Annotated in this window: 23 protein-coding genes and 2 pseudogenes; 3 read left to right on the forward strand and 22 right to left on the reverse strand. The window is 43.8% G+C overall.

The window, feature by feature from the left end; all coding sequences use genetic code 11:
• Positions 1–80: 80 nt before the first annotated feature.
• The 4 genes and pseudogenes from B9A13_RS07355 to B9A13_RS07370 form a co-directional block, all read right to left on the reverse strand.
• Positions 81–434 (reverse strand): DUF7768 domain-containing protein, encoded by a 354-nt coding sequence (locus B9A13_RS07355; RefSeq protein ID WP_084234502.1) that lies wholly within the window; start codon positions 432–434, stop codon positions 81–83.
• A 122-nt stretch (positions 435–556) separates the two neighbouring features.
• Positions 557–1,492, reverse strand: a complete 936-nt coding sequence (locus B9A13_RS14445) for a DUF6017 domain-containing protein (protein WP_084234503.1) — start codon at positions 1,490–1,492, stop codon at positions 557–559.
• A 66-nt stretch (positions 1,493–1,558) separates the two neighbouring features.
• On the reverse strand, positions 1,559–2,497 hold the full coding sequence (locus B9A13_RS07365; RefSeq protein WP_084234504.1) for a ParB/RepB/Spo0J family partition protein: 939 nt from the start codon (positions 2,495–2,497) through the stop codon (positions 1,559–1,561).
• A pseudogene (locus tag B9A13_RS07370) lies at positions 2,454–3,176 on the reverse strand (ParA family protein); the annotation flags it as partial. The gene B9A13_RS07365 and the pseudogene B9A13_RS07370, both read right to left, overlap by 44 nt.
• 72 nt (positions 3,177–3,248) lie before the next feature.
• On the opposite strand from B9A13_RS07370, the gene B9A13_RS07375 reads away from it, so the two are divergent.
• Positions 3,249–4,369, forward strand: a protein-coding gene (locus B9A13_RS07375; RefSeq protein ID WP_423241262.1) for an IS3 family transposase whose coding sequence is annotated in 2 segments (ribosomal slippage) — positions 3,249–3,498 and positions 3,498–4,369 — 1,122 coding nt in all. Because the reading frame shifts where the segments join, the coding sequence is not laid out codon by codon here.
• A 16-nt stretch (positions 4,370–4,385) separates the two neighbouring features.
• Here the strand turns inward: B9A13_RS07375 and B9A13_RS07380 are convergent.
• Positions 4,386–4,490: pseudogene (locus B9A13_RS07380) on the reverse strand (ParA family protein); the annotation flags it as partial.
• A 223-nt stretch (positions 4,491–4,713) separates the two neighbouring features.
• Between B9A13_RS07380 and B9A13_RS07385 the strand changes: the two are divergent.
• A complete protein-coding gene (locus B9A13_RS07385) occupies positions 4,714–5,703 on the forward strand; it encodes a nucleoid-associated protein (protein WP_084234506.1) in 990 nt (329 codons plus the stop codon).
• A gap of 13 nt (positions 5,704–5,716) precedes the next feature.
• On the forward strand, positions 5,717–6,976 hold the full coding sequence (locus B9A13_RS13895) for a hypothetical protein (protein WP_143806909.1): 1,260 nt from the start codon (positions 5,717–5,719) through the stop codon (positions 6,974–6,976).
• A 41-nt stretch (positions 6,977–7,017) separates the two neighbouring features.
• Here B9A13_RS13895 and B9A13_RS07395 read toward each other — a convergent pair whose 3' ends face one another.
• From B9A13_RS07395 to B9A13_RS07480, 17 genes are all read right to left on the reverse strand, one after another.
• Entirely contained in the window at positions 7,018–7,344 is a 327-nt protein-coding gene (locus tag B9A13_RS07395; RefSeq protein ID WP_084234508.1) for a hypothetical protein, read from the reverse strand.
• A gap of 84 nt (positions 7,345–7,428) precedes the next feature.
• Entirely contained in the window at positions 7,429–7,974 is a 546-nt protein-coding gene (locus B9A13_RS07400) for a helix-turn-helix domain-containing protein (RefSeq protein WP_084234509.1), read from the reverse strand.
• Between the two features lie 366 nt (positions 7,975–8,340).
• Positions 8,341–9,576, reverse strand: coding sequence for a tyrosine-type recombinase/integrase (locus B9A13_RS07405; RefSeq protein ID WP_084234510.1), 1,236 nt, complete (start codon positions 9,574–9,576; stop codon positions 8,341–8,343).
• A gap of 124 nt (positions 9,577–9,700) precedes the next feature.
• Positions 9,701–9,910, reverse strand: coding sequence for a helix-turn-helix domain-containing protein (locus tag B9A13_RS07410; protein ID WP_159448065.1), 210 nt, complete (start codon positions 9,908–9,910; stop codon positions 9,701–9,703).
• Positions 9,911–10,078: 168 nt separating this feature from the next.
• Entirely contained in the window at positions 10,079–10,669 is a 591-nt protein-coding gene (locus tag B9A13_RS07415) for a type II toxin-antitoxin system PemK/MazF family toxin (protein WP_143806910.1), read from the reverse strand.
• A 549-nt stretch (positions 10,670–11,218) separates the two neighbouring features.
• The gene (locus B9A13_RS07420; RefSeq protein WP_084234513.1) at positions 11,219–11,692 is read right to left on the reverse strand and encodes a hypothetical protein; all 474 of its coding nucleotides are present in this window, start codon (positions 11,690–11,692) and stop codon (positions 11,219–11,221) included.
• Positions 11,693–12,009: 317 nt separating this feature from the next.
• Positions 12,010–12,291, reverse strand: a complete 282-nt coding sequence (locus tag B9A13_RS07425) for a hypothetical protein (protein WP_143806911.1) — start codon at positions 12,289–12,291, stop codon at positions 12,010–12,012.
• The gene (locus B9A13_RS07430; protein ID WP_084234514.1) at positions 12,288–13,004 is read right to left on the reverse strand and encodes an ImmA/IrrE family metallo-endopeptidase; all 717 of its coding nucleotides are present in this window, start codon (positions 13,002–13,004) and stop codon (positions 12,288–12,290) included. The genes B9A13_RS07425 and B9A13_RS07430 overlap by 4 nt, the downstream gene beginning before the upstream one ends.
• Before the next feature lie 261 nt (positions 13,005–13,265).
• A complete protein-coding gene (gene lexA, locus B9A13_RS07440) occupies positions 13,266–13,868 on the reverse strand; it encodes a transcriptional repressor LexA (protein WP_084234515.1) in 603 nt (200 codons plus the stop codon).
• A gap of 117 nt (positions 13,869–13,985) precedes the next feature.
• The gene (locus B9A13_RS07445) at positions 13,986–14,945 is read right to left on the reverse strand and encodes a helix-turn-helix transcriptional regulator (protein WP_084234516.1); all 960 of its coding nucleotides are present in this window, start codon (positions 14,943–14,945) and stop codon (positions 13,986–13,988) included.
• Between the two features lie 147 nt (positions 14,946–15,092).
• Complete coding sequence (locus tag B9A13_RS07450; RefSeq protein WP_084234517.1) at positions 15,093–15,884, reverse strand: hypothetical protein; 792 nt, start codon at positions 15,882–15,884, stop codon at positions 15,093–15,095.
• Positions 15,871–16,329 (reverse strand): hypothetical protein, encoded by a 459-nt coding sequence (locus B9A13_RS07455; RefSeq protein WP_084234518.1) that lies wholly within the window; start codon positions 16,327–16,329, stop codon positions 15,871–15,873. Before B9A13_RS07455 ends, B9A13_RS07450 begins: the two co-directional genes overlap by 14 nt.
• A 272-nt stretch (positions 16,330–16,601) precedes the next feature.
• A complete protein-coding gene (locus B9A13_RS07460) occupies positions 16,602–17,708 on the reverse strand; it encodes a hypothetical protein (RefSeq protein WP_084234519.1) in 1,107 nt (368 codons plus the stop codon).
• Positions 17,701–19,146, reverse strand: coding sequence for a hypothetical protein (locus B9A13_RS07465; protein WP_084234520.1), 1,446 nt, complete (start codon positions 19,144–19,146; stop codon positions 17,701–17,703). The genes B9A13_RS07460 and B9A13_RS07465 overlap by 8 nt, the downstream gene beginning before the upstream one ends.
• Before the next feature lie 107 nt (positions 19,147–19,253).
• Positions 19,254–21,368: an ATP-dependent helicase gene (locus tag B9A13_RS07470; RefSeq protein WP_084234521.1), complete on the reverse strand. Its 2,115-nt coding sequence runs from the start codon at positions 21,366–21,368 to the stop codon at positions 19,254–19,256.
• 27 nt (positions 21,369–21,395) lie between these two features.
• Positions 21,396–22,385, reverse strand: a complete 990-nt coding sequence (locus tag B9A13_RS07475; RefSeq protein WP_084234522.1) for a helix-turn-helix transcriptional regulator — start codon at positions 22,383–22,385, stop codon at positions 21,396–21,398.
• A 23-nt stretch (positions 22,386–22,408) separates the two neighbouring features.
• The gene (locus B9A13_RS07480) at positions 22,409–22,759 is read right to left on the reverse strand and encodes a CFI-box-CTERM domain-containing protein (protein ID WP_084234523.1); all 351 of its coding nucleotides are present in this window, start codon (positions 22,757–22,759) and stop codon (positions 22,409–22,411) included.
• Positions 22,760–23,005: the final 246 nt, after the last annotated feature.

Below are 23,005 nucleotides of genomic sequence, written 5' to 3' on the forward strand. Positions count from 1 at the left end.
TCTCCTTTTCTGTTTTTGAAATTGCACGAAACATTCCTTTTTCCCAATGTTACGCGCAAAATCAGGAATGTATTTTTCTGTTATCTGGCAGGGTTTTTCTGACCATGGCTCTTAACGGTCAGGATGCCGCTTAAGGTTGTTGCCGGGATGCGATAACGTTCAGCAATGGCAATGTCATTCTTAACAGCTTCGTCGATCCGAGAGCCGCAAACTACGAGGACGTTGGAGCGTCTGAGGTAATCAAGCTCGATATCCTGTCTGTCCTTATGCTCCTGGGGGATGCCGTCATCAATGAAGGTTGAAAGCATTAGAATCGGACAGATGGGATTGTAACCAGCGTCGTATACTTTCCGGCTGTATTTGGCGGCGATCTCCATATTTTCAGTTGGATCAACGCCCCAGGAAGCCGTGATATAGGCGAGAGGTCTTTTCATTTTGAGTAACTCCTTTCAGAAAAGATGAACATTTGATTCAGGTTCTTATGGCCGGATGAAACTTTGGGATTTGATTATCGTGCTAATTTGATTTACAAAACTTGCATGGGAATCAAACCTTCTTACTTGCTGGGCTTAATAAGGCTCCCAAGATCCTCATAAAAGCGGGAACCTGCCCCGTAAAGATCATGTTTCACCAGTGCGGTGTAATAGCTGTCGATGGTAGATGGGGCATTGAAAAGTGTTGTGAGCAGATATTTCTTGATGTTCCGGATGAAGGTGGTGTTTTTATCGAGGCACTCAAAGACATATTCGATGTGGGTGCTGTCGATGCGCTGCAGCCGTTCTTTGACCAGTGATGCCGGATAATCATCCCCGGCAACGGTGATGTATTCTCGCTTGGAACAGAGGGTCTCCACCATCAGGTCCACGATTTCATCCAGACGATCCTTGTCATAACGCTGAACAATAAACTTGTATTCGATTTTCTCCTGGATGGCCTCCTTGATGGAATGAGCATCCAATCTCATCTCATCCTTCTCGATCTTGGCTTCTCTTGATGGATCAGGGATTGATGGATGTTTACTTAATCCCTTAGTCATTAATGAATCTGTATTTGTTTTCTTAGTATTTAATTGCGTTGGATTTCCCAACGTAGGTTTCTCCAACACTGGATTATCCAAGATTGGATTTTCCAACATAGGTTTATCCAATACAGGATTACCCAACAGTGGTTCTTTGATCTCTGAAGGATCTACTACCAGATGAGGCTTTTCATAAATCGTGTAGTCCGTACCCTTAAGGTGACCAAACTCATTTCTTTCCCTTGTCCTAACGATGTATCCTGCTCGTTCCAGTTCACGGACCGCTTCCCGAATGGCATCGATGCTCTCCCGGTTGATCATGGAAAGCCCCTTGAGGGTGTAATCCCAGTCTTCCGGGAGTGACAGCATCTGAGATAGAAGACCTTTGGACTTAAGCGACAGATCCTTGTTTTTCAGATGATGATTCGCCATAACGGTGTAATCCCTTGTTTTCTCAACTCGAAATACAGCCATCTGCATCCCTCCCTTCGACCGGTTGAATAAAAAAAGCGCTTCGTATTGAAGCACTTCGGAGGGGAATTACCGTTCCTGTGATTGCTGACGCTTCCGCGACCAGCCTTCCAGCAGTTTGATGATGGTTTCCTCCATCTGCTGGGGTGTATAGGATTTTGGAAAATACTTTTTGAGCTTCTCACCGGTGAGCGTCACCTTGTCCAGTTCACCTTTTTTGTCCTCCGACATGATTGCGGTCATAACATCAAAGGTCAGCTTGCCGTCTTGGCTGTACTTTTTCAAACGCTGAGCCTGTGACAGGGAAGGTGTAGCCTGCTCCATGTCCATGGCTTCCATCAGCTGGACCTGTTCATGGGGCATGAGATAGGAAAGTTCAACCGCTGGATTGAAGGCGATTTTTTTAGCATCGACCATATCGAGCAGCTCAGGGACTAGTTCTGTCAGGCGGATAAAGCGTTGGACTTGCTTATAGCTTTCGCCGGTTTGATCACCAATAATTTCAGTGGAACGCTTGCCTGAATAAGTAGGGACAACTTGTCCCACATTTTCTTTTGGCGGTCGACCAAGCTGCCTCTCAAGAGCTTCCAGCTTCAATTTATAAGCGAAGGCGCGTTCACTAGGCAGGATATTCTCACGCTGAATATTGCTGTCAACCATGATGATGGTGGCAGCGTCATCGTCGAGATTGCGGACGATGCAAGGAAGAGTTTCCTTACCGGCCAACTCACTGGCACGCTTGCGACGGTGGCCGGAGATCAACTCATATCCACCTTCTTCACGGGGACGGGCGATGACCGGTACCAGGACGCCGTGCTTGGTGATGCTCTCAGCGGTCTCCAGCATTGATTCATCATCTGTCACCTTGAAGGGGTGATTCTTGAATGGATGAAGCTGTGTAAGAGGAATGTCGATGACCTTTTCCTGTGAGGCTTCGATCCTTGTTTCTTCAGTCTGAAAGATCTCATCGTAAGAGGTCAGATTTAGATTTCTGCCGCTGGGTTTCAAGCTTCATCACCTCCTTCGTCAGATTTCTGTAGGCTTCTGCTACTTTACCCTTGGGATCATGGGCAAAGATGCTTTTCCCATAGGAAGCAGTTTCTGCCGCCCTCACGGAGTGGGGGATGGACGAGTCGAACACCTTCAGCTTGGTTCCATAGGTTTCCCGCAAAAGGGTACTTATTTCCCTGGCGTCATTCGTCCGGTTATCTACCATAGTCAGCAGGATGCCATCAATCTTCAATTTGGGATTGATTTGCTTGCGGACTTTGTTGACGGTTTGAAGCAGCTGCTCCAGACCTTTAGCGGACAAATACTGGGCTTGGACAGGAATCAGGACACTGTCTGCTGCAGCCAGAGTATTGACCGTCAGCATGCCAAGGGAAGGCATACAGTCAAGCAGGATGAAGTCGTAGCCAGATTTGATACCGTCAAGATAATCTTTTAGGATCTTTTCCCGGCTCATCACATTGACCAGCGAGACCTCAAGTCCAGACAATTCAATGTTAGCTGGCATCAGATCCACACCTTCAGGATGATGCAGGATGCCTTCCTGGGGAGAAAGCGCGGTTTCATTCATGGTCTTACCTAGAACAGAGGATAGTGTCACGGGCAGTTGATCCGGCTGAGAATGACCCAAGCTGATCGTCAGGCTGCCCTGGGGATCGCAATCCACAAGCAAAACCTTGGATAGGCTACACTAATTTGGACAAGTTTTCTAAGGTCATATAGAATAGAGCAAATGAAAAGGAGCCCGAACATGACCAGAAGAGAACGAAGAGAATATACCGATGAATTTAAAGAACAAATGGTAAAACTCTACCAGAACGGGAAACCCAAAGCGGATCTCGTCCGGGAGTATGAACTGACTCGCTCCACTCTCAACCGGTGGATCCAGCAGCATCAGAACAGCGGATCCTTCCGGGAGAAGGATAACCGCACTGAACAGGAACAGGAACTGATCTGCCTCCGGAAAGAACTCCAGCAGCTGCGGATGGAGAATGACATTTTAAAGCAGGCAGCGCTGATAATAGGACGAAAGTAGATGTCATCCTGGCCAACAAAGACAAATACTCGGTATCAGCAATGTGTAGCGTCCTGCAATTCCCACGCAGTACATTTTATTACGAGGCCAAATGTAAGGAAGATGAGTCGCCCTTACGGAACACCATCAAAGAGATCTTCCTGGCCAGCAGACGGAACTATGGAACCCGGAAAATCAAAGCGGTACTGAAAAAAGAAGGCAAGCAGATCTCCCGCCGGCGGATCGGCCGGATTATGAAGGAACTGGGACTGGTTTCCAATTATACAGTGGCTCAATACAAAGTCCCCAAAAAGCCAACCAATGAAGAGAGGGTCAGCAATCAGGTGGCCCGGCAATTCAACAACCGGGAGTACCTGGAGGTCGTCGTCAGTGACCTGACTTACGTACGGGTGGCCGGCAGATGGAACTACGTCTGTCTGATTACAGATCTGCATAACCGGGAATTCATTGGCTATAGTGCTGGTCCCAACAAAGATCCCAGGCTGGTGTATCAGGCTTTTGCCAGCATCCGGCCGGGACTTCAAAAGATCCGGATTTTCCATACAGACCGGGGAAATGAGTTTAAGAACAACGCCATGGATGGTCTGCTGGAAACCTTCGGGATCCAGCGGTCACTGAGCCACAAAGGCTGCCCCTATGATAATGCAGTGGCGGAGGCGGCCTTCAAAATATTCAAAACCGAGTTTGTTTACCAGAACACCTTTCGAACCCTGGAAGAACTGAAACTGGGACTGGCGGACTACGTCCACTGGTACAACCATATCCGGATCCATTCCTCTCTGGAATACCGGACCCCGGTGGAATACAGACTGTCTGACCTTAAGAAAACTGTCTAACTTTCTGTAGACGATCCACCTTCTTGCCTTCGGTGGCCAATCCGATGCCCAGATTGGTGCAGGTGGTGGTCTTGCCGACTCCGCCCTTCTGATTGGCGATGGCTATTACATTGGTACTCAAATATTTTTACCTCCTTCTTTTCAAATTTTCCGAATTTACGTTTGACATAAAATCCATATCTCCCAGAAATATGTATGAATTATCTACATATTTTGGTAAGATTTATGTGTAAACCAACTTATTATTTGTGTTTAGTTAAATACCTGATTTAGGCCTACTATTACGAGGTCTGATCAGTAAGTCCATTAAATAATGAGGATTTAACATTTTGGGAGGGATATTTATGAATTATTTTGTATTTAACATAACTGAAAGCTGTGAACGTGATACAACAATTAATGATAAGAAAATCTCAAACCTGGATAAGATAATTGATTCAATTCTTGGTCACAGCGGAAACGGGCTTCCAGGAGAAATTCAACACTTCAAAATATCTGACGATGATGAATCCAATAAAATAAAACTTCTTAGAGACAAATATTTAGACTTACATAAAGTGGACTCCTCATATGAAACATTTATAAGCGGTCTCGCAAATGACTTATTAAAAGCAGAGTTAGTTGAAGAGAAAGATGGTTCTAAAAGAAGGCACAAAAGAATCACTCCAGGGATTCTGATAATAAAACATGAAAAAGGAAAGCTAACTTTACTAAAACTTGAAGAGACAAGCAGCATTGATAAGCTCACATACGAACTGAAAAGTGCATTTATGACCGATAGACGATACTATAAGGCTGCCATAATTTTAAACAAAACGATTAATGTTATAGACAAAAATCGAAAAGTAGCAAATTACTGGGCATATGACTTCTTGCATTTGGAAAGAGAAAGGGATGACAAGGAAAATACAAAATATCTAGTTGCTAAAATTAAATCAGATGAGTTAGTGGCCAGGGAGATCACTGATAGCACTTTACGAAAAACAATATCCGATTTGATGCGTGAGAAAATCTTAACAGAATCACGTTTCGAGCCAGATGAATGGTTGGAGGAGATTAATAATTCGATCAAATCGGAAGATCTATCTTTCAAGAAAATTGAAGACATATTTTCTACGGAGGCTTTGGATTTTCTAGATGAATCTTTTGAAATTGACAAAAAATTCGCCCGACAACAATTCAAAACTGTAATAGAGATAAGTCCGGATTTAAAAATAGAAGCGATAAATATAGAAGTTGCAATCAGGGCTCAAAAGATATCATTTGATGATGGTTACATACAAATACAAGTGCCTGAAGAATACAGGGCAAATATTCGTCAGCTGTTTAAATAAATGAGGTGATAAATTGAAATGTTCATGGTCAACTTCCGAACTTAATTTACAACTGGATGAGCAAGTGTCTGATGATCTTATTATGCATTTAAATGGATGCAATCCATTTTGCAATGGGGAAAATATAACAGCCTTAAGAACCCATATAGATAGAGGCGATGCTTTTTCGATATATCCATCAGCAAGTAATTTATTTATTTGTGATGAGCAATTCATTAAAAGTTGTACACATCCAGTTGCACTGTTCAAGTATTACGAGAAAAAAATCGGCAATGGGAAAATTCCTATTACCATAGGCAAGCGGGATGATATTCTTGATATTGAGCCTGTGACATACTCAGATGATTTAGGGCATACCTATCAAGAATTATTGGATACAGTGATTCTTGATGTTGGGTCTTTAAAAAAAACTGCAGTAACAACACCCCCAGATATTTTTTATTACCTGTCAAATCATAATGGTAATAGTAATCCCTTTTGCAGATTTCTTTCAGAATTTCTAAGTTTAATGGCGATTTCAGACAGAGTGATTGCATCAGACGAAAACCTAAATAAATTTGAGTTTCAAATATTCACAAAAGACAATGTAAAAAAATTTAGATTTACTTGGCAAGATGTCGAGTCTATGAATAATAATTTTTGGTATTCGTGCTACAAATGGATCACATCAGATGGGCAAAAATCCGTTGATGCAAAATTAAAGCGTAATATTGTAAGAGAAGCGATAGCCAAACACTATTCCGAGGATAGCGTTAAATCTTTTAACGAAGAAAGCAAATCAGAGTTAATTCAAATTTTCGATAATATTCTTAGGTTGATTGTTTCAGGGAGAACTACAGAATATTTCGAGACACAAAAGACTCTTAAGGCTGAGTATATTGATATTTACTCAAAAAACTTTGAGTCCTTCTCCAACGTTATAAATGCAATTTTGGCTTTGATAGTGGCTTTAGTTGCTGGCATGTATGGAGTCTTGTTTGCGCAGGGAGAAGTTTTTGATGTTTTCAGCCCCAATAAGTCAGTTGGAATACTTTTAATCCTAATGTTGGTAGCTGAAATCTTCGTTTTAATTTCTTCAATTGCCAAGTTCATCAGTCATAACTCTTATATAAAGAAGCTAAGAAATATTAATTCAGACAAGTTGATGATTTCGGACGAAGACCAGGAATACCTAAAAAATAATAGAACAGGTTTAGTGACATTCGTTTACATTACATTGACCGTCATAATTGCTCTAACAATAGGGGGAATATGTTGGTTTATGCGTTCGTGATTTTTTAGTTATCATCATAAAGTGCCTTATGAATACACCATTTAGTGAGATAAACTGACCCGATTCAAAACGCCTGTCAGGAATGAGGTCAGAAAGCAGCTGTAAAAAATGCTGGGCCTCTGCTCCATGACAATATGGCAGTCGATTTCTTCAGGCATCTGGCTCCCCATGATTTCGTACATCATCCCGAGAAACACAGCAAATTGCTCATCACCCGTGATGGAATGCATGTAGAACAGGGTATCGACGAATTTGCCGAGGCTATCAAGATCATCAAAGGATTCAGATACCGCCTCGGCAAAAGCTTCACCTTGCTGCTCAGCCAATTGGTAGACTTGATTGTAACGTTGATTAAAGGTTTCTTTCATGGCGACCTCCTTAAATTTTGGCAAAATAAAACCGCCACGTTTTGTGACGGCCTTTTCTTGGTTTGCTATTCAATTCCTTGTTTCCTAGTCGATTTTAGATTTCAAGCCTTGAAAGTAGGGACTCAACATAAATTCCAGGAGAGATGGCTTTGGGATCAGATACCTGTTTCCCATATTGAAACATTGCATCAGATCCTTGGTACACCATTTAGCAACCGAATTTCGATGATAGCCAGTGATCTCGGATGCTTCGATGACGGAAAGAACGTCGGGGTAATAGGCCATCCTATGAGAATAGACCGTTGCCAACTTAGCTCTTTCTTCTTCCGTTAACACTTTTAGTTCCCGATTGTATCCCTTGTACGTAGGTCCTCGTTTATACCATCCAATTGGAGCCATATAGCTCTCAGGAGATATATCCCGGCCTTCAAGATACTCGATTACGTCGGTCATCTTGAGTTTGTACTTTCTGGTTTTCTTTCCGTTGTTGACACAGGGGACCAAGCCATTATCCAGAAGATGCTTTGCAGTCTTTTTACTGATGTTGCAGATCCGGTAGAATTGGTCCTTGGTAATAACAGCCGGATATTCCTTGAGCAGATAATCGTATTTACTGTTTATTTTCTTCATTGAATCACCTTTTCCTTAATTGGATTGTCAACGGCAGGTGATGCTGAAGCTCTATATTAAACAGTTAGAAAAGCCCTTTGTTCTCTCCTAAATCTCTCTTGTTCTCTCCAAATTCTCTCCTTTTTCCAAAAAAAGCGCCAAAATCGGGGTTCATTCGAACTATTGATTTGTCAAGGCCTTTCGGTATTCGGGTCCAGAAAACGCTGAAATTAGTGGGTTTGTAGATACTTCCATGTGCTTTTATCTTCTTCTAATTTCCACCATAGTGTGCATAAGACAAACGACTCGAAATGCGGTAGCCGGTTTGCGCCGGGCAAGAGTTCGAATCTCTTCCTCTCCGCCACACGCCTCTGAGAGCTGCAACTCTCAGAGGCTTTTTTCTATGTCGGGCTGCTCCTCTGAACCATTTTCCGGCCCGGTTAGGAGATCTGCTATGCAGCTCGCCGGTTCGCCCATGGCGGCGGTACTCAAATGGGCATAGATATCCGCCGTGGTCGAGAACGTGGAATGGCCCAGCCACAGCTGTATCTGCTTCATGGGAACGCCCTGCGCCACCAGAAAGCTGGCACAGGTATGCCGCAGATCGTGAAACCGGATATGACGCAGTCCGTGTTCCGCAAGCAGCAGACCGAAGTGCTTGGTGACAAAATCCGGGGACAGAATGTTACCGGTGGGGTCCACGCAAACACAGTCTGTCCATTCCTTTTTGTAGGATCTTCCGAAGGACCGCCGATACTCCTCCTGCCGGATTTTGTGCTTCAGCAGCTCTTCCCGCACCTGTGGGATCAAAGGCAGAGTGCGTTTGCTGGCGTCGGTTTTCATCACATCGGTTATAATGACCTGGGTCTTACCCTTGATGCTCTGCTCATAAGCCTTGTGGTCGATGTGGATCTGATTGTTCTCAAAGTCCACACTGCTCCACTGCAGGCCGGTTGCCTCGCTGCGGCGCATTCCGTAGAAGACGCCCAGCAGGACGGGTATGTAGCACAGCTCGTCTTTAGCGCACCTCAGCAGCTGCAGCGCCTCATCCTTGGAGTAATAGGCCGCGGTGAACTTGGCCCGTCTGGGCCTGTCCACCTTCTCGATGGGGTTCCTGTCAATATGGTCCTTCCTTACGGCGTTTTTCAGGCAGCAGCCGATGATCTGGTAGTAGCGCTGCTGCGTGGAGCTGTTGCAGCCGTCGTCGGCTACGCTGTCCAGAAAGTCCTCTATGAGCTGAGGCGTCAGCGAGCCGATGGTCACGCCCAGCGGGTCGAAGAAACGCCGGATGCGGCCTTTAATCATGTTGGTATAGCCTTCGTAAGTCACGGGAGATATTCTGTCCTTCTTGCGCTCTACAAATTTTGTCATGTACTCGCTGAGCAGCAAGGAGGTATTAAGCCTCCGCTCCTCCATGGTCAGCATCCCGGACAGGCCGCTTTCGTCGTATTCCTTCTTGCGCTCCTCCAGAACCTTCAGCGCCCTGCGGTAATTGTTTTTCACTGGCAATCCGGTGGTGCGGCTGATTATTCTTCGTTTCCCGTTCACATAGGCGTTGATGAGCGTATGGTAGTAGCCGCCGCGCTCCACCAGACTGCCGGTGACGGGCTTTATTACTTTCATTAGTATACTCCTTTCCTGTTTCCTGGATTGCAGCTCTTTGCTGTCTGCCGATAAAACCAGTGTAGCAAAGAAAACATGGCTTTGCGAATGTGCCGATCAGCCGCACGATACATTTTTTCAAGGATCAGGCCACCTGGCCGAGTATAAATTCGACCAGCCGAAGTTTGGCGATCTTATATTGCCCGGCAAGCTTTATGCCGAAAAGCTCCCCGCGGTCGACCATCCTGTAGACCTGATGGCGGTCGATTCCCAGAATCTTCGCGGCCTGCTCCGCGGTGAGCAGATCGGGGTATTCCGTCAGCATGAGGCGGTACGCTTCCTCTGTTTTTGTCATTGGCACGATCTCCTTCCTATCGTTTTTTCTTGGCATTTCATTTTATGGCAAAAGGATGGGTAGAACCGCTGTTCTCCCCATCCTTTTCGTGATAAATCATTGCAGGCGCTCGAGTATCATCGTAAGCAGCCCGCGCTGCACGAACTATTAAGACTGTCTGAAGGTTGCTCACCCTTTTCTGGTTTTCACAGAAGATGAAAAATCTCTCCTCGTGAGAGCTAAATGTGTAACTCTGTAGTCATAGCCCATCTTTTCACAACAGGTACATTGGTCTTTATTTTGGAAATGGTTCAGCCGTTCGACCTTGTATTCTTTGTCTTCAAGATAGGGTCTCAAGTGTTCACCGCATAAGCAAAGTATCATCTCGTTGCTGCGCTGCAAATAATTGTTTTCGCGTTTGGCCGGCATGAAGCCCAAGCTGATCAGTGATCCTACATTTACTTTTACCAGAGCGCCCCCCTTGAGCCGGCAGATGTACGACATAAGCTGGGACTTGTCTATTGTCTGAATTTGCTCGCATAAGGCCATAGAGTCTTCCGCCAGTCCGTCATGCTTCGATAACCACACATGAACCGGCAGCCACAGCTTTTTGATTTGACTTGAAATGGGAACAACTATAAGTGTCGGTCCTTCATGATTGCCGATATTATTTTGAATAATTACAACCGGCCGAATACCGCTTTGAACCGAGCCTTTGTTCTCGCCTAAGTCAGCGTAGTAAACATCACCACGCCATACACTTAAATTCTCGTTATACATTGGACACTCCTCATACAAAAAAATGGTTGTCCTCTTCACCAAATACTCAATTCTCCCAAGCCGGTGTGCTTATGTATAACCCGACCGCAAAGAAATGAATACAGCCCATAACATATCGCATCATTCTATTTTCCTATTATGAGAATGCGGTCAGGTATGTAAGCACACATTTTGTCCTCGACACCCCGTGTGCGCGGTGGTATTTGAACCACTTGGGAAGTCGCTAAGCGGCGGCTTGCGAAGCCGCCTCACGGGAGTTTCACCCCAACTGTCGTTCTGACAGAGCCGCCCCCATTGCGTGAGACTGTGGCTGGACGGGAGTACCATTGTCATTCCTACTGTCATCGCCATACCGGTAGCAACCCGGTACTTGAGCAGGTTATCTCGCTCGCTCCTTGAAGGAGGTCTCGGCGTACCCAACTCGGCGGCTCATGCTTTCGCATATCGTCGGAACTGAGGTCTTAGCGAATGAGTATTTGGTTGTCAAGGATCAGGAGAGGAATTTCTCCTCTCAACTTATAGCCAGCGAGAAAGGCTGATTTTAAACCTTCAGACCAAATTATTTTTTATTCTTTTATATTTTTTATAGATGTTTTGAGGTGTGCAGCGATAGATCTTTCCGATTTCCGTGAAAGTATAGCCGTCAAAGGCGAAGAGGGTGAGTAATTCCAAATCATTTTCATTAAGCTGCTTTAGTTTCTGCACAAGCACAGGGTTTTCAATATCTTCGACCCAACAATAACGAGAACGATTGATCGGCTTGTCCATTGCGGATCTTAAAGCCTCTGAGAACACCTTAACCAACATGCTTTCGAAATCGTCCTCAATGCCGCCATCAAACGCGCCTGATGCAAACGATTGAGTGTGTGTATAGTAACGTCTTTTGCTTTTATACCAGGCAAGATCAAATAAGTACATTTCCCTAATCTGCGCTTCGCTCATACCGAGCTTGCGGTATTCTTCAGCTAAACGTTCCTGTTCTTCTTCGAATCTCTTTCTTTCAAATCCATTATTCCAAACCATTTCGCAATCTCCTTAAATTTTTGAATTTTGGTGAAAATCAAAAATTCGGAGATTACGGGTATTCGGCGATATACGGTTCCCAGCGGCTTATCATGAAAAAGTCCTTTCCAGAGCCAGTCGGGAAAGGACTTTTAACGCAGTACAAAGCTAATCAAGGCAAGAAAAAACGCCGTAGAAATCGGAATGAGCATAGGTAGTGACCTATAACTCAATCCGGCTTCGTACGGCGCTTGGCAGTCTCAACCGGCTCTACGCCGGAATCACTCCGCTTGCTCGATTAAAAGTAGTATTGCAGATATTCAGTTGTACGGGAAATGTTATCTGTGCTGTCGCTTCCGTATTTTGTATTGGATATATCGCCGCCGTTTCATACGGCGAAAATAACCGAGATTGACGGGGTATTCCTCTTTGCACTTCTTGCAATAAATCATTTTATGTCCGGTGATGTCCGAAAACACTCGCTCAACAAGATAACCACAGTATGGGCAGACGATGTCCCGCAGGGTCAGGTTCTCCGCTTCCTTTTTAGAAATCTGCAGCTTGCGCCTGACCTCAGGAGGAATATCAGCTTTCTGATGATAAGTTCTGATTTGGTTCACAACGGGTCACCGGCCTTTCCCAATCCCATTTCGCCGGTAATAAACTCTGAGAGATCATGTCTCCTCAGGATTCCCAGCTCTCTAAGCCGGATAAGAAACGCGGTGAAGGATGCCCCCATTGTATTCGCCATGTCCCGAATGAGTAGCTTATCTTCCGCCCGCAGGATACTGTCGCCATAAATAGGCAGGCCCTCCTGAACACCATGCGCCTTTGCGACATTGAAAACCATGAATCGGGGCATCAGGAGCGCAGCGCCCATTCTGTCAATCTGTGTTTCCTTGAAGCTGAACAGGCACTTCAGGTCTGTCGGCGTGTAGTTGCGTTCATTGTCATACTCGCGATGAAAACTCGCCTGAGGCACGGTACGATCCATCACGAAATGTGCGCTCTCATGACTGACAGTAAACCTGCGCCTGCCGCTTTCATTCTCCCGGCGCAGATATTTTTCAATCACGATGGTTCCTTTGCGAAAAATTGTCGGGACGATAGCTCCATTTTTGTATATCCGAAGCGGTGTAATGCCGTCGGATATAAATCCGATCTTATCAGAATCTTTCTCGGCAAACGTACGATAGAAAAGCGGTAATCCAAGAAACTCGGTGACAAAGCCCTCAATATCCACACAGAAGGCTTCTTCGGCTTCAGCGCCAAGATATTGTCGGATAAGGCCCTCGCCAAGTTCGTCGATTTCCTCATAGGAATACAATGCCATATGTCATGTTCCACCTCCTACGGAGAGCAGTCAACATACCATCGTTGACCATCCCTGTATAAGTATTTTTCCGCGCGACCGATTTTTATTGTGTAGCGAATTCCTTCAAATTCATGGTGAGACGCGAAGCAGGTGTGCAGGACTTTACTGATCGCCCAATGCCTTCCGTCATTCCAGCGGATTTCAGTGGGGATAATGATCCCGTCCGTATCCTCGGTATACTCCACTGCCACATAGTGTTTCTTCAACATGCCACACCTCTTAGAGCGCCTTTATCACATGCGTCGCTATTCCCTGAACACGTAGCTCTTTCACATAGATGTCGTCAAGCTCCTTATTTTCAGGATGCAGATAGTAGCTTTCCTTATCATTGTCATAACACAAGCGCTTGAGCGTATTTTTTTCTTCATTGGTAAGGGCTACCACAATATCGCCCAGATTGGCTTTTTCCTGCTCCCTAATAATGACAAGATCACCGTCGTCAATTTGCGCCTCGATCATGGAATCGCCGGAAGCCCTGAGTACATAGAAGCTGCCGCTGCCGAACACGGAAACAGAGAGCGGAATGTATTCTTCGATCTGCGCTTCCTTTTCCTCCGGCGTACCGCAGGGTATGGAACCGACGATCGCCGCATGATTGACCTGTGGCGTCATCATTTCGATTTTTGCGGTGGAGAGAATGCCGTTTTCATAAGAAATCATGGTCCTTTTAGCCATGGTGACCAGGTATCTGTGTGCGGAGGAGGTTGCTATATGCATCGCTCCGGCAATCTCACGCACCGTAGGTGTGGAGGAATACCGATCAAAGTATCTCTCAATATATTCTCTGATTTGGGACATAAGCTCTGTACTCTTACTTCTCATACTTTTCTCCTATCCGGAACAAGTGTTCCCGATGTGCTCATATTATATCTGGGTGGATAGAACAAATCAAGGGGGCAAAAAAGAGGTGCGGTCATTTAACCGCACCTCAAATTGATTTCAGTTATGCGCTTCTTCAAGCATCTTCCGGAATTGCTCTTTGACTATAGCTGGTCCTGTTATTTGTATCCCACCGGCAAACTGGAATACCCAAGCGAAGAAGGTCTGACTGACGGATACCTCCACGGTTGCAGTGAAATGCTCTTCATCGGTGATCTCTGTCCGGACATCATCCCCGAAACGGTCAATCACGTAGTTCATAAGCTCGTTCTTGCACAAGAGCGTTACATTATAAGGTTCTCCGTCGTACATGCTGAAGATGTTGACGGTATAGTTCACCGGGTCAAAGTTCTCCGGGCGAGGGACTATGCATTTATCCAAAATATCCGGCGCTTTCATGCGGTCAACGCGGAAGGTAACAATCTTTTCGTGCTGCTCGGAATAGCCAAGGACATAGTATTTATCTTCGTTATATAGCATGGCGTATGGAGAGAAAATATACGGCTCACCGTCATGCTTCGGCACAAAGCTCTTAGTGGTAGCGTACTCAAAATAAACAAACGCTATCTGCCTTTCGCTATTGATAGCCCTATGTATGATATCCACCGCATAAAAGATAGATTCATTTTCAGGTTTTATCCTGCCTGCTGTGTAGAGATGGCGCTCCAACTCCTTTGCACTATTCTCACCTGCAAGAGTCATAAGCTTTTTAACGAGAACGTCGCTTTTCTTAGCGGTGATGAATTTTGAGGATTCCACCGCATCAACCAGAAGCTTCAGCTCCGCAAGCTCAAACTGTCTATCGGAAAAGTAATAACGAATTTGTGTGCCTTTGGTAGCGAGGATTTCAATTCCGCAATTATTCAAAACGTCTATGTCGGCCTTGACCGTGCTGCGGTCAGTAGGTACCCCTTGGCCAGCAAAATGGGTGACGATCTCCGCCGTTGACAGCTGATGATCTTCGTCGGTTACGGCGTATAGGAGCTTCAACAGCTCTATCAAGCGTTCTTTACCTGTCATTGTTAATCCTTTCAATGGTATGTATTAAACAAACTGCGAAGCTCGGCAACAGGGCTTACTAAGGGTAATGGGATGTAAATTTCTACTGGATTTCACTAAACACCACGTGCAATTTATCCTTTGACCATCTTACGTGCATATTCATATCTATAAGATGGTTGAAACAAACGTAACCAACGCGGTAACAGCAGCACCAAATTCGACGGTTCCTTTAATGGCTTGTATTGTACTCAAAGCGGTTCTTAAAAAACTCTTTCTTGGATTAGGCTGCGCCAGTTCACTTTCAATAACCTCTATGCTATCTGAAATTGCTATTTTATCCTCTGGAGTAATATCTTGGGGCAGATTGTTTTTGATAGTATGTAATAAATCTTTAAGTTCAGCTTGACTAATTCCGTTGTTTTGGGTTGCATTTATGACTGAGTTTTCGATCGCAAGATTAACTTGTCCATTATTTACTTTGATTGAGTACTTTACTGTTTCATCTATCCCCATATCAATACCAATTTTGGTAAGATAACTTTCAATGTAACGTATTAATACCAAAACAACTCTTTCGTTAAATCCTTTTACCAAATCCTGATACTTATTGCTTTCTGAAGCATAGGCCATGGCAATACCAAAATGGATTTCAATGTTATGATCTACTATGTGCTTTAAAAGGTGATATACATTTGCTACTTCTTCTTGCTCTGTTTCACCTAAATCAAAATATTCGCTACCATAGGAATTTGAAACAGAGTCAACTTCTTTTTCAATATCAAATGAAGTGCTACCGCAATCATTAATATAGTCAAAAACAATAGGGCAGCCTTCAACAAAATTCAAAAACTTTTTTAGTACAGCAAGATATTCTTCAAAATCAACTTTCATCAGCCTGTTTGAAATGGCATTAAAGTCGTAGATGGTTTTCTTTAAGTCTTTTCTATTCAGGTTCATATTCTTTCACCCCACAAAACGGACAATAGCATCCGGTAAATTTTAACATAGGCTTGATTTTTGCGGTTCTCTGGCAACAAGGTAAATGAATAATAGTGAGAGCTTCAATTCCTGATTGAATAGGGTTTTCTGGTTCCGGCTTAGGTTTTTTCCCTGCATTGAAAGTAATTAATCCTGAATCGAATTGTTTCTCCCACTTTTTCATCGCATCATATATCATATCCATCGCAACATTCTTGGTCATTGCCATAGCAAGCTCTAACACATCTTCGGTTATAAAGTTTTCTCCACAAAGACCACAGGAAGGACAAAATATATCTAAAATGCCTTCATCTTCATAATCATCAGGAGTAAGTTTGAAATACTCCCCACAAAAGGGGCACTGCAGTAATACATAACCATTATTATCTGTAGGAATAGATATTTCCATTTCAATATCTGCCATGTACTCTCCCTCCTACATATTGCGGATAGACACGTGTTATTTTTTAACAAACACCTGTAAATCCACAAAGATGTAAATATTAATTATCATTATTTACAAACTTGGCGACTCGAAGCACCGAACTTGCCCACTGTGTAAACATAATGCGAATCTCGACAAACTGGAAGTTGTCATTGTATTTTGCTTCCGGCGTTAAAAATATAAACGCCAATAATAATAACATTCGCACCTACAATCTGGTAAAACGAAAATTCATTAGGAAGATCCTTTGTTCAAATATCAGCATAACTATATTCAAGAGCATCTTCGACAGCATCAAGAATAGCCGGCGTAAACTCTTTCTTTTTCATATTTAAGGATTTCAACATCTTCTTATTTCTTTTAAAAGTCTTATATAACAGCTTTTTATCTCTGCTGTTCAAATCAATCTTATAGAGAAGGTTTGACAAAGATATTATTAAATCTCTAAAATCAGTGCACAGTTTACTATCGGTTTTCCTTTCTTTCCATGAAACAAATTTAATGAAATCATTCGCAGAGTATTTCGGATGTAAACCCATTATCGGATGTACAAGCAATTGTGTGGACGATGACATCAAGTTCACATATGCACCAAGCTCATACTGTTGTGCTTCATTCATTTTGTTATAATCCAAACCAAATGTATCAATGTGAACAATGGCGTCCTTTAGTTTTTCACTTTCATCTACAATCCGAGAAATGCGTTCATATAACTCTGCAATCGCAAGATCATAAGATTTCACATCGCGCTCACTAATAAGAGTAAAAACATCTTCAATATGCTTTTTATCGCTCTTCGATTTCCAAAATAGTAGACCGCTCGTTATAAGTGTAACACCAGCGATTGCCCAGCCAACTGGTCCCGCGAGGGCAAGAAACGCATTTCCCGCAGCCATCCCACCGCCACCAGCGGCGAGAGCTCCACCGCCAAGCCAAGCTAATGCAGCATTTGTTGCAGCCGCTCCACTTAGTGTAGAAATTGCAGTTCCAGTGGACGCTACGCCAAATGTCGTTGCAATTCCCATTGCGGCTGTCGGCCCAAGAGCAGCAACAGCAACACCGGCACCAACCCCAGCAGCACCTGCGCCAGCATTTTTTACCGTAGCATTTTTATAATCTTTTTCTATTTTTTCGGCTTGTTGTTTCCAATTCAATCGAATGTCTTTCAGCTTTTCATACTGTAGTCTTTTCTCATTAGGAACATTTCTGATTTTATCAAAAAGTTCTTGAATGTCATTCAACACGGAATACAGACTATTTGTATGACTTCCAAGCTTTTCGATTATTTCATTCGTTTTATTGATTGCAGACTGCGCTTTGTCCTGCGCTAATTGAAGCTTTGATTTCTTTTTAGACATCTCGTTTTCCTCCACAAAAATACGAATCTATATCTGATTTTGCATTCAGTATTTCTCCTTCAGGAACATTTCGCTTCTTAGCCAACATTACCGTTTTTTGAAACGCTTCAATATACATATCGCTATTCTGCAACTTATCAATAAATGTCAATAAGTATTGATCATCATAAACATCAGATAGTGTCTTAAGGCCTTCAATATAATCAATTATAATGATTTTTTCTCTCGCAATGAAATATACTTCTTCTTTCGCATTGTACACTTGTATTCCTCTCTTGGATTCACCATACAATGAAATAGCAAAACGACCTACGCCAACGATATTTAATCTCATAACAAACTCTGTAACATTAAAACATCCGCCACCGGTTGCAAAGCCACGAATTGTAGCATTACCTATGTCTATTAAGCAAAATGTTCCGTGTGCTACCGTCAGCATACGCTTAACAGTTTCGTTAGAAAACGGTTCGCAAGACATCCACATTAAAGAAAACGATCGGTTTTCTTTTGTAGTATAAGAAAAATATTTAATAAGTCGTCTTATGGTATAAATCAACCTGACGACCATTTCGTTAATAAATACCGGAATAGCCTGTGCAGTTTGAAATCTTACATCGTATCCCTCTTTATAAATTTTCAAAGCCAATTCACTTGCTGATTTATCAAATTGCGAGACAGGAATATTAAGCTTTCTCTTAATGGCTATGACATCATTTTTCCATGACCAAAATGGCGATGGAATTCCCATTCCTCTGCCTTTGCTACTTGATGACCCCGACATATCGGAAATTAAATGACCTATCCAATTTACAAAAGCACAGAACATCTTACTTGGTATATTGCTACCACGCAATTCGAAGCTTCCATCTGCATCTTGTAGTGAAATAAGTTCACCATCTGATACAAAGTGAGAGGTATTTGTAAACTGATCCAATATTGAGAAGAACAATCCACATAAGCTTGGATTATGCGCAAGTGATTTAAAATGATGATTTTTCGGATTAAGATCAAATATTTCACTTGCAGCGTCACCGGCCCCGCGCTGGTCATAAGGTATTCTAAATTTTTCTTCAAGATTTTTTATGGCGGATGATATTGTACTATTGTCCTTATTCGGACAACAAAGTTTTGCAAAATCCTTTGTCCTATTTTCAAACCAACTGTCAGTGATTTTGCCTATCGGAGATTCTCCCGGTTTTCCAACCAGAAAAATGTCAATAATTCCACACAATGCACCAGAACTTGCAGATAATGCGTAATCCGTCTTATCACACTCAGGTGTAAGATTTTTTATCGTTTCAAGAGTTTCGCTAAGCCTATTATCCAGACTTTGTAATTCGGCTTCGGCATCAGATAATGCTGATAAAACAGATGATGCAAAGGTAAAATTATCATTATCTATATTTAGTTCAAGAAATAAAGAATCATTATCGTCCATTGTTTCCACATTGCCCCCCTATGAATTTTCTGCGTTATCGTATTCATTGAATTTCCCCTAATTGCTATAACGGCCATTGATCTTTTAAATTACTCATGTGCCCTGCATCACAACAAACTAAACAGATTCTTTTGCAGTGCGGCGGATAGGGAAAAACGTTTCTGAGTTCCATCGTCAAAACGAACGGTAATAATATCGTCGTTTTTAACCGTTAGCCGACCGGGGCCAAAGCTCTTATGGCTTACCCGAGATCCGGGAATATAGTCTTTTGCAAGCCACTTTATTTCCTCTGAAACCAGTGAAATTCGTGCTATATTTATAGCGGACTTGTGGGTTGCGCTTTTTGGGGGAGTGGGTGACTTGTCTGGAAATACTGTTTTTGCAAAGGCAGAGCAAAGCTCAGCTTTACGGAAACGAAATATGGATAGCTCCTTTTTAGCTCGCGTCATACCCACATAGAAAAGTCTTCGCTCTTCCTCATATGCTGCCACTTTCTCCGGCTCCGCTGTGCCGTCTTTCGCCGGTGCTGCCATCTTTGGCAAAATGCCGTCGACAACGTCCATCAGAATTACTCTTTCATATTCCAACCCTTTGCTGGAGTGAATGGTGGATAAGATGAAATTACATTCCGAATTTGCGGACCCTGCTTTTACAACCTCACATAACTCATCAAGTCGCTCCAATAACCTGTCTGGAGTCGGCTCGGATGCGCCCAGAGCCTCCAGTATTTGAGCCTTATTCTGATCTGAACCGCGGTCTTTCAGATAGTCTCCATATCCCATAAAGTTCACGATTCTATAAACCGCCCGGTCTGCCGGCTCCGAGATTAGATTAGTGAAATGCGTCTGTAATGCTTTGCTCTGTTTTTTCGTCCATGAAGAAAGTTCTTGCTGTTCCAAAAGGCACTCAAGGATGGGACATTTCTTTTTGGCACTCTTCTTCACGGAAGCCTCTGCCACGGTTTTGCTTATTCCGGCACCCAACTTATAATAGATACGAAGGAACACTTCACTGTCGAAGGGGTTACAGGCGAAGCGAATAATATCGGTGATATCACGGATAACCCAGTGACTGAAAAATGTACTGTCCACCTGTCGGCAGCGGTATGAGATTCCGGTGCGGTCCAGAAGGTCGATAACGGGCAGGGCGCTGTCATTATCCCTGTAAAGAACGGCGGTTTCTGTCTTGCAGTCTTTGGCCACTGCAAGCAGATAGCGATATTGTCCTCGGCGGTCATTAACAGATATTTCAGATACATCCTTGCCGTTTCCGCAAACAGCCGTCATCCGCTTTGGGTGGCGGTTAATATTTTGCCGGATAAACTTATCGGCTGTAGAAACAATTTGCTTAGTGGAGCGGTAATTTTCCTCCATAAGCAGTATTTTCGCGCCAGGGTATACCTGTTCAAATTCCATCAGTGCCTCGGGATATGCGGCACGAAAGCCGTAAATGCTCTGATCCTCGTCTCCTACCATAAACAGATTGCTGCTCTCCAGTGTCAAGAGCCGAATAATTTCATGTTGGATGCGGGAGGTGTCTTGCGCTTCATCCACACTGAAGAAGCTGAACTTTTTTTGGAAGTGGCGGAGGATATCCGGATAACGGCGTAGTATCTGGTGTGCGTAAACCATCTGATCGTCAAAGTCCATGAGATTACGGCCTTTAAGCACCCGGCAGTATTCATGATATATGGGAGCAAATTTTATGCCTTCCGGCTCCAACTCCTCAATTTCATTGTCGGAAAGTATCATATTTTTTGTATATGTAATTGCGGTTTGAATGGTCTTAATGGTACTTTCTGTGGCGAAGTCCTCAGCTTTCTGCCGGTATATTTCGCCGATGATGGCTGCTTGTTTACCAGTGTCATCCAACAGGTCAAAGGCCTTGCGCCCAAGCGTCCGCTCATAATGGCGAATTATGATGCTGGACAGGCCGTTTATAGTGCGAAACTCAAGCTTGTCCGCCAATTCGTTCCCGAACATGGAGGCAAAACGCTCACGCATATCACGGGTAGCAGCAACGGTATAGGTCATGGTCAGTATGCTTTCCGGCTTGATGTCCCGAGCATAAAGCATATAACCCAGCCTCGTTACAAGCACAGTGGTCTTGCCACTGCCCGGTACCGCCAAAAGAAGAACCGGCCCATCAACCGCTTGAACCGCAGCCTCTTGCTGGGGGTTGAGGTTAATATTGAATTTTGACTTAAATTCAGTAAATGTCATAAGCCCATCGCACTTTCAAATGTGAATCTACTGCTCAAAACTTTGATATTGCTCGTTAATCGCGCTGATGTGACGGTGCATCTGTTCAACCACGTCATATGGCCCCGTGATTACCGCATCCGGACCAAATCCGCTGACCCAACCAAAAAACTGCGGGCTGACGATAACATCAACCGATATGGTGAAGTGCTCTTCTCCGTCGGGGATGATGGAAACATCTTTGCCGAATCTGTCCAGGATTGCACCCACCAGGTGGTTTGCGACTCTCAGTCGAACGGTTTGTTCTTTGCCGGAGAACATGCCAAAGACTTTCTTTGCATAGGTACCCATGTCCAAAGATTCAAAATGCTCTTTACCGTCGCGGATCTGCTCTGTTACCGATATATCCGTCATCTTGTCCACGCGGTAATGCTTGATGATTTCGGCATCTGAATCATAGGCAACTAGGTAGTAGTTCTCGTCGTCCCAGGTGAGCGCATAAGGGCTTACTTCGTAAAGGCTCCCGTCTTTGCGGAATGAGCGTTCTTTTGAAATCGTGTATTCAAAGTAGCGGAATCTGATTTTCTTGTTATGGGCTATACCATTGTAAATTTCATCCACATTGTAATAGATGGATTCATTCATGCTCTTGATTCGATTCGCAACATAGACCTGCCGGTTGAGCAGCTGCGCCTCATAGATGCTGGCCATTTCCTCGATCTTTTTAATCAGAGAGCCGGTTTTCTTATATGTGATAAATTTTGAGGACTGGACACTGTCAACGAGAAGCTTCAGCTCCGGTATTTCAAAATGCCGGCTGCCGACATAATAATTGCCCGACTCCTGAATAATATCCATGCCGTATGTTCGGAGCATTTCAATGTCGGTATAGATGCTCTTTCGTTCAGCCGGGATATCGTTTTGATCAAGATAGGCAATGATTTGCTTCATTGTCACGGGATGCTGTTCGTCCGTATTCCGGAGCAGATAATCCCGCAGATAGAGCAACTTTAACTTCTGGCGCTCTGATCTGGCCATTTCAAACACCTCTCATATCAACGCTAATTTTCGGGATCATTATATGACGTATCCTCCACACCTTTTGCTTTCAGACTACTTACGAGGCGGTTCAGGATGTAGCGTACAAGCCGCTTAAGCCAATTAACGCCGCCGAACCATTTGACCAGGGTGGGGCTGACCGCATAGTAGCATCGGACAAAGGCGCGTCCGGGTGCTGTCTGCTTCAGCCGGTAGTCGCGGAACCGGCGCAGCGTCCATACCTCCGGGCAGTCATAGGAACCATAAATGGCGGTTGCAATGTAGCAGCCGTCTTTTTTTGAGCTGTTGCCGCCGTTCATCACTGTACCGAACACAAAACCGGCACCAAACCCATTATCAAAATCCTTGCCCATGAGTTTGCACTCCCCTCAACACTGATGCTTATTTCAGCTATATTTCAAGTATATAGGAAGTGATGTCCAATACTCAGGACAACATCAGAATATCACAATTGGATACATATAACAATTTTAATTACATGATTTTACACACTTAAGATAGCGTCTTGGCACCGAACTCAGCTCCAGGCAAAGATGCAGTACAGATTATTGGACAGCATTTCCTGCATGATGTAGATGTAGTTTAAAGCATCTTTGAAA

It is taken from the genome of Papillibacter cinnamivorans DSM 12816 (assembly GCF_900176335.1).
GTDB classification, from domain to species: Bacteria; Bacillota; Clostridia; order Oscillospirales; family Oscillospiraceae; genus Papillibacter; species Papillibacter cinnamivorans.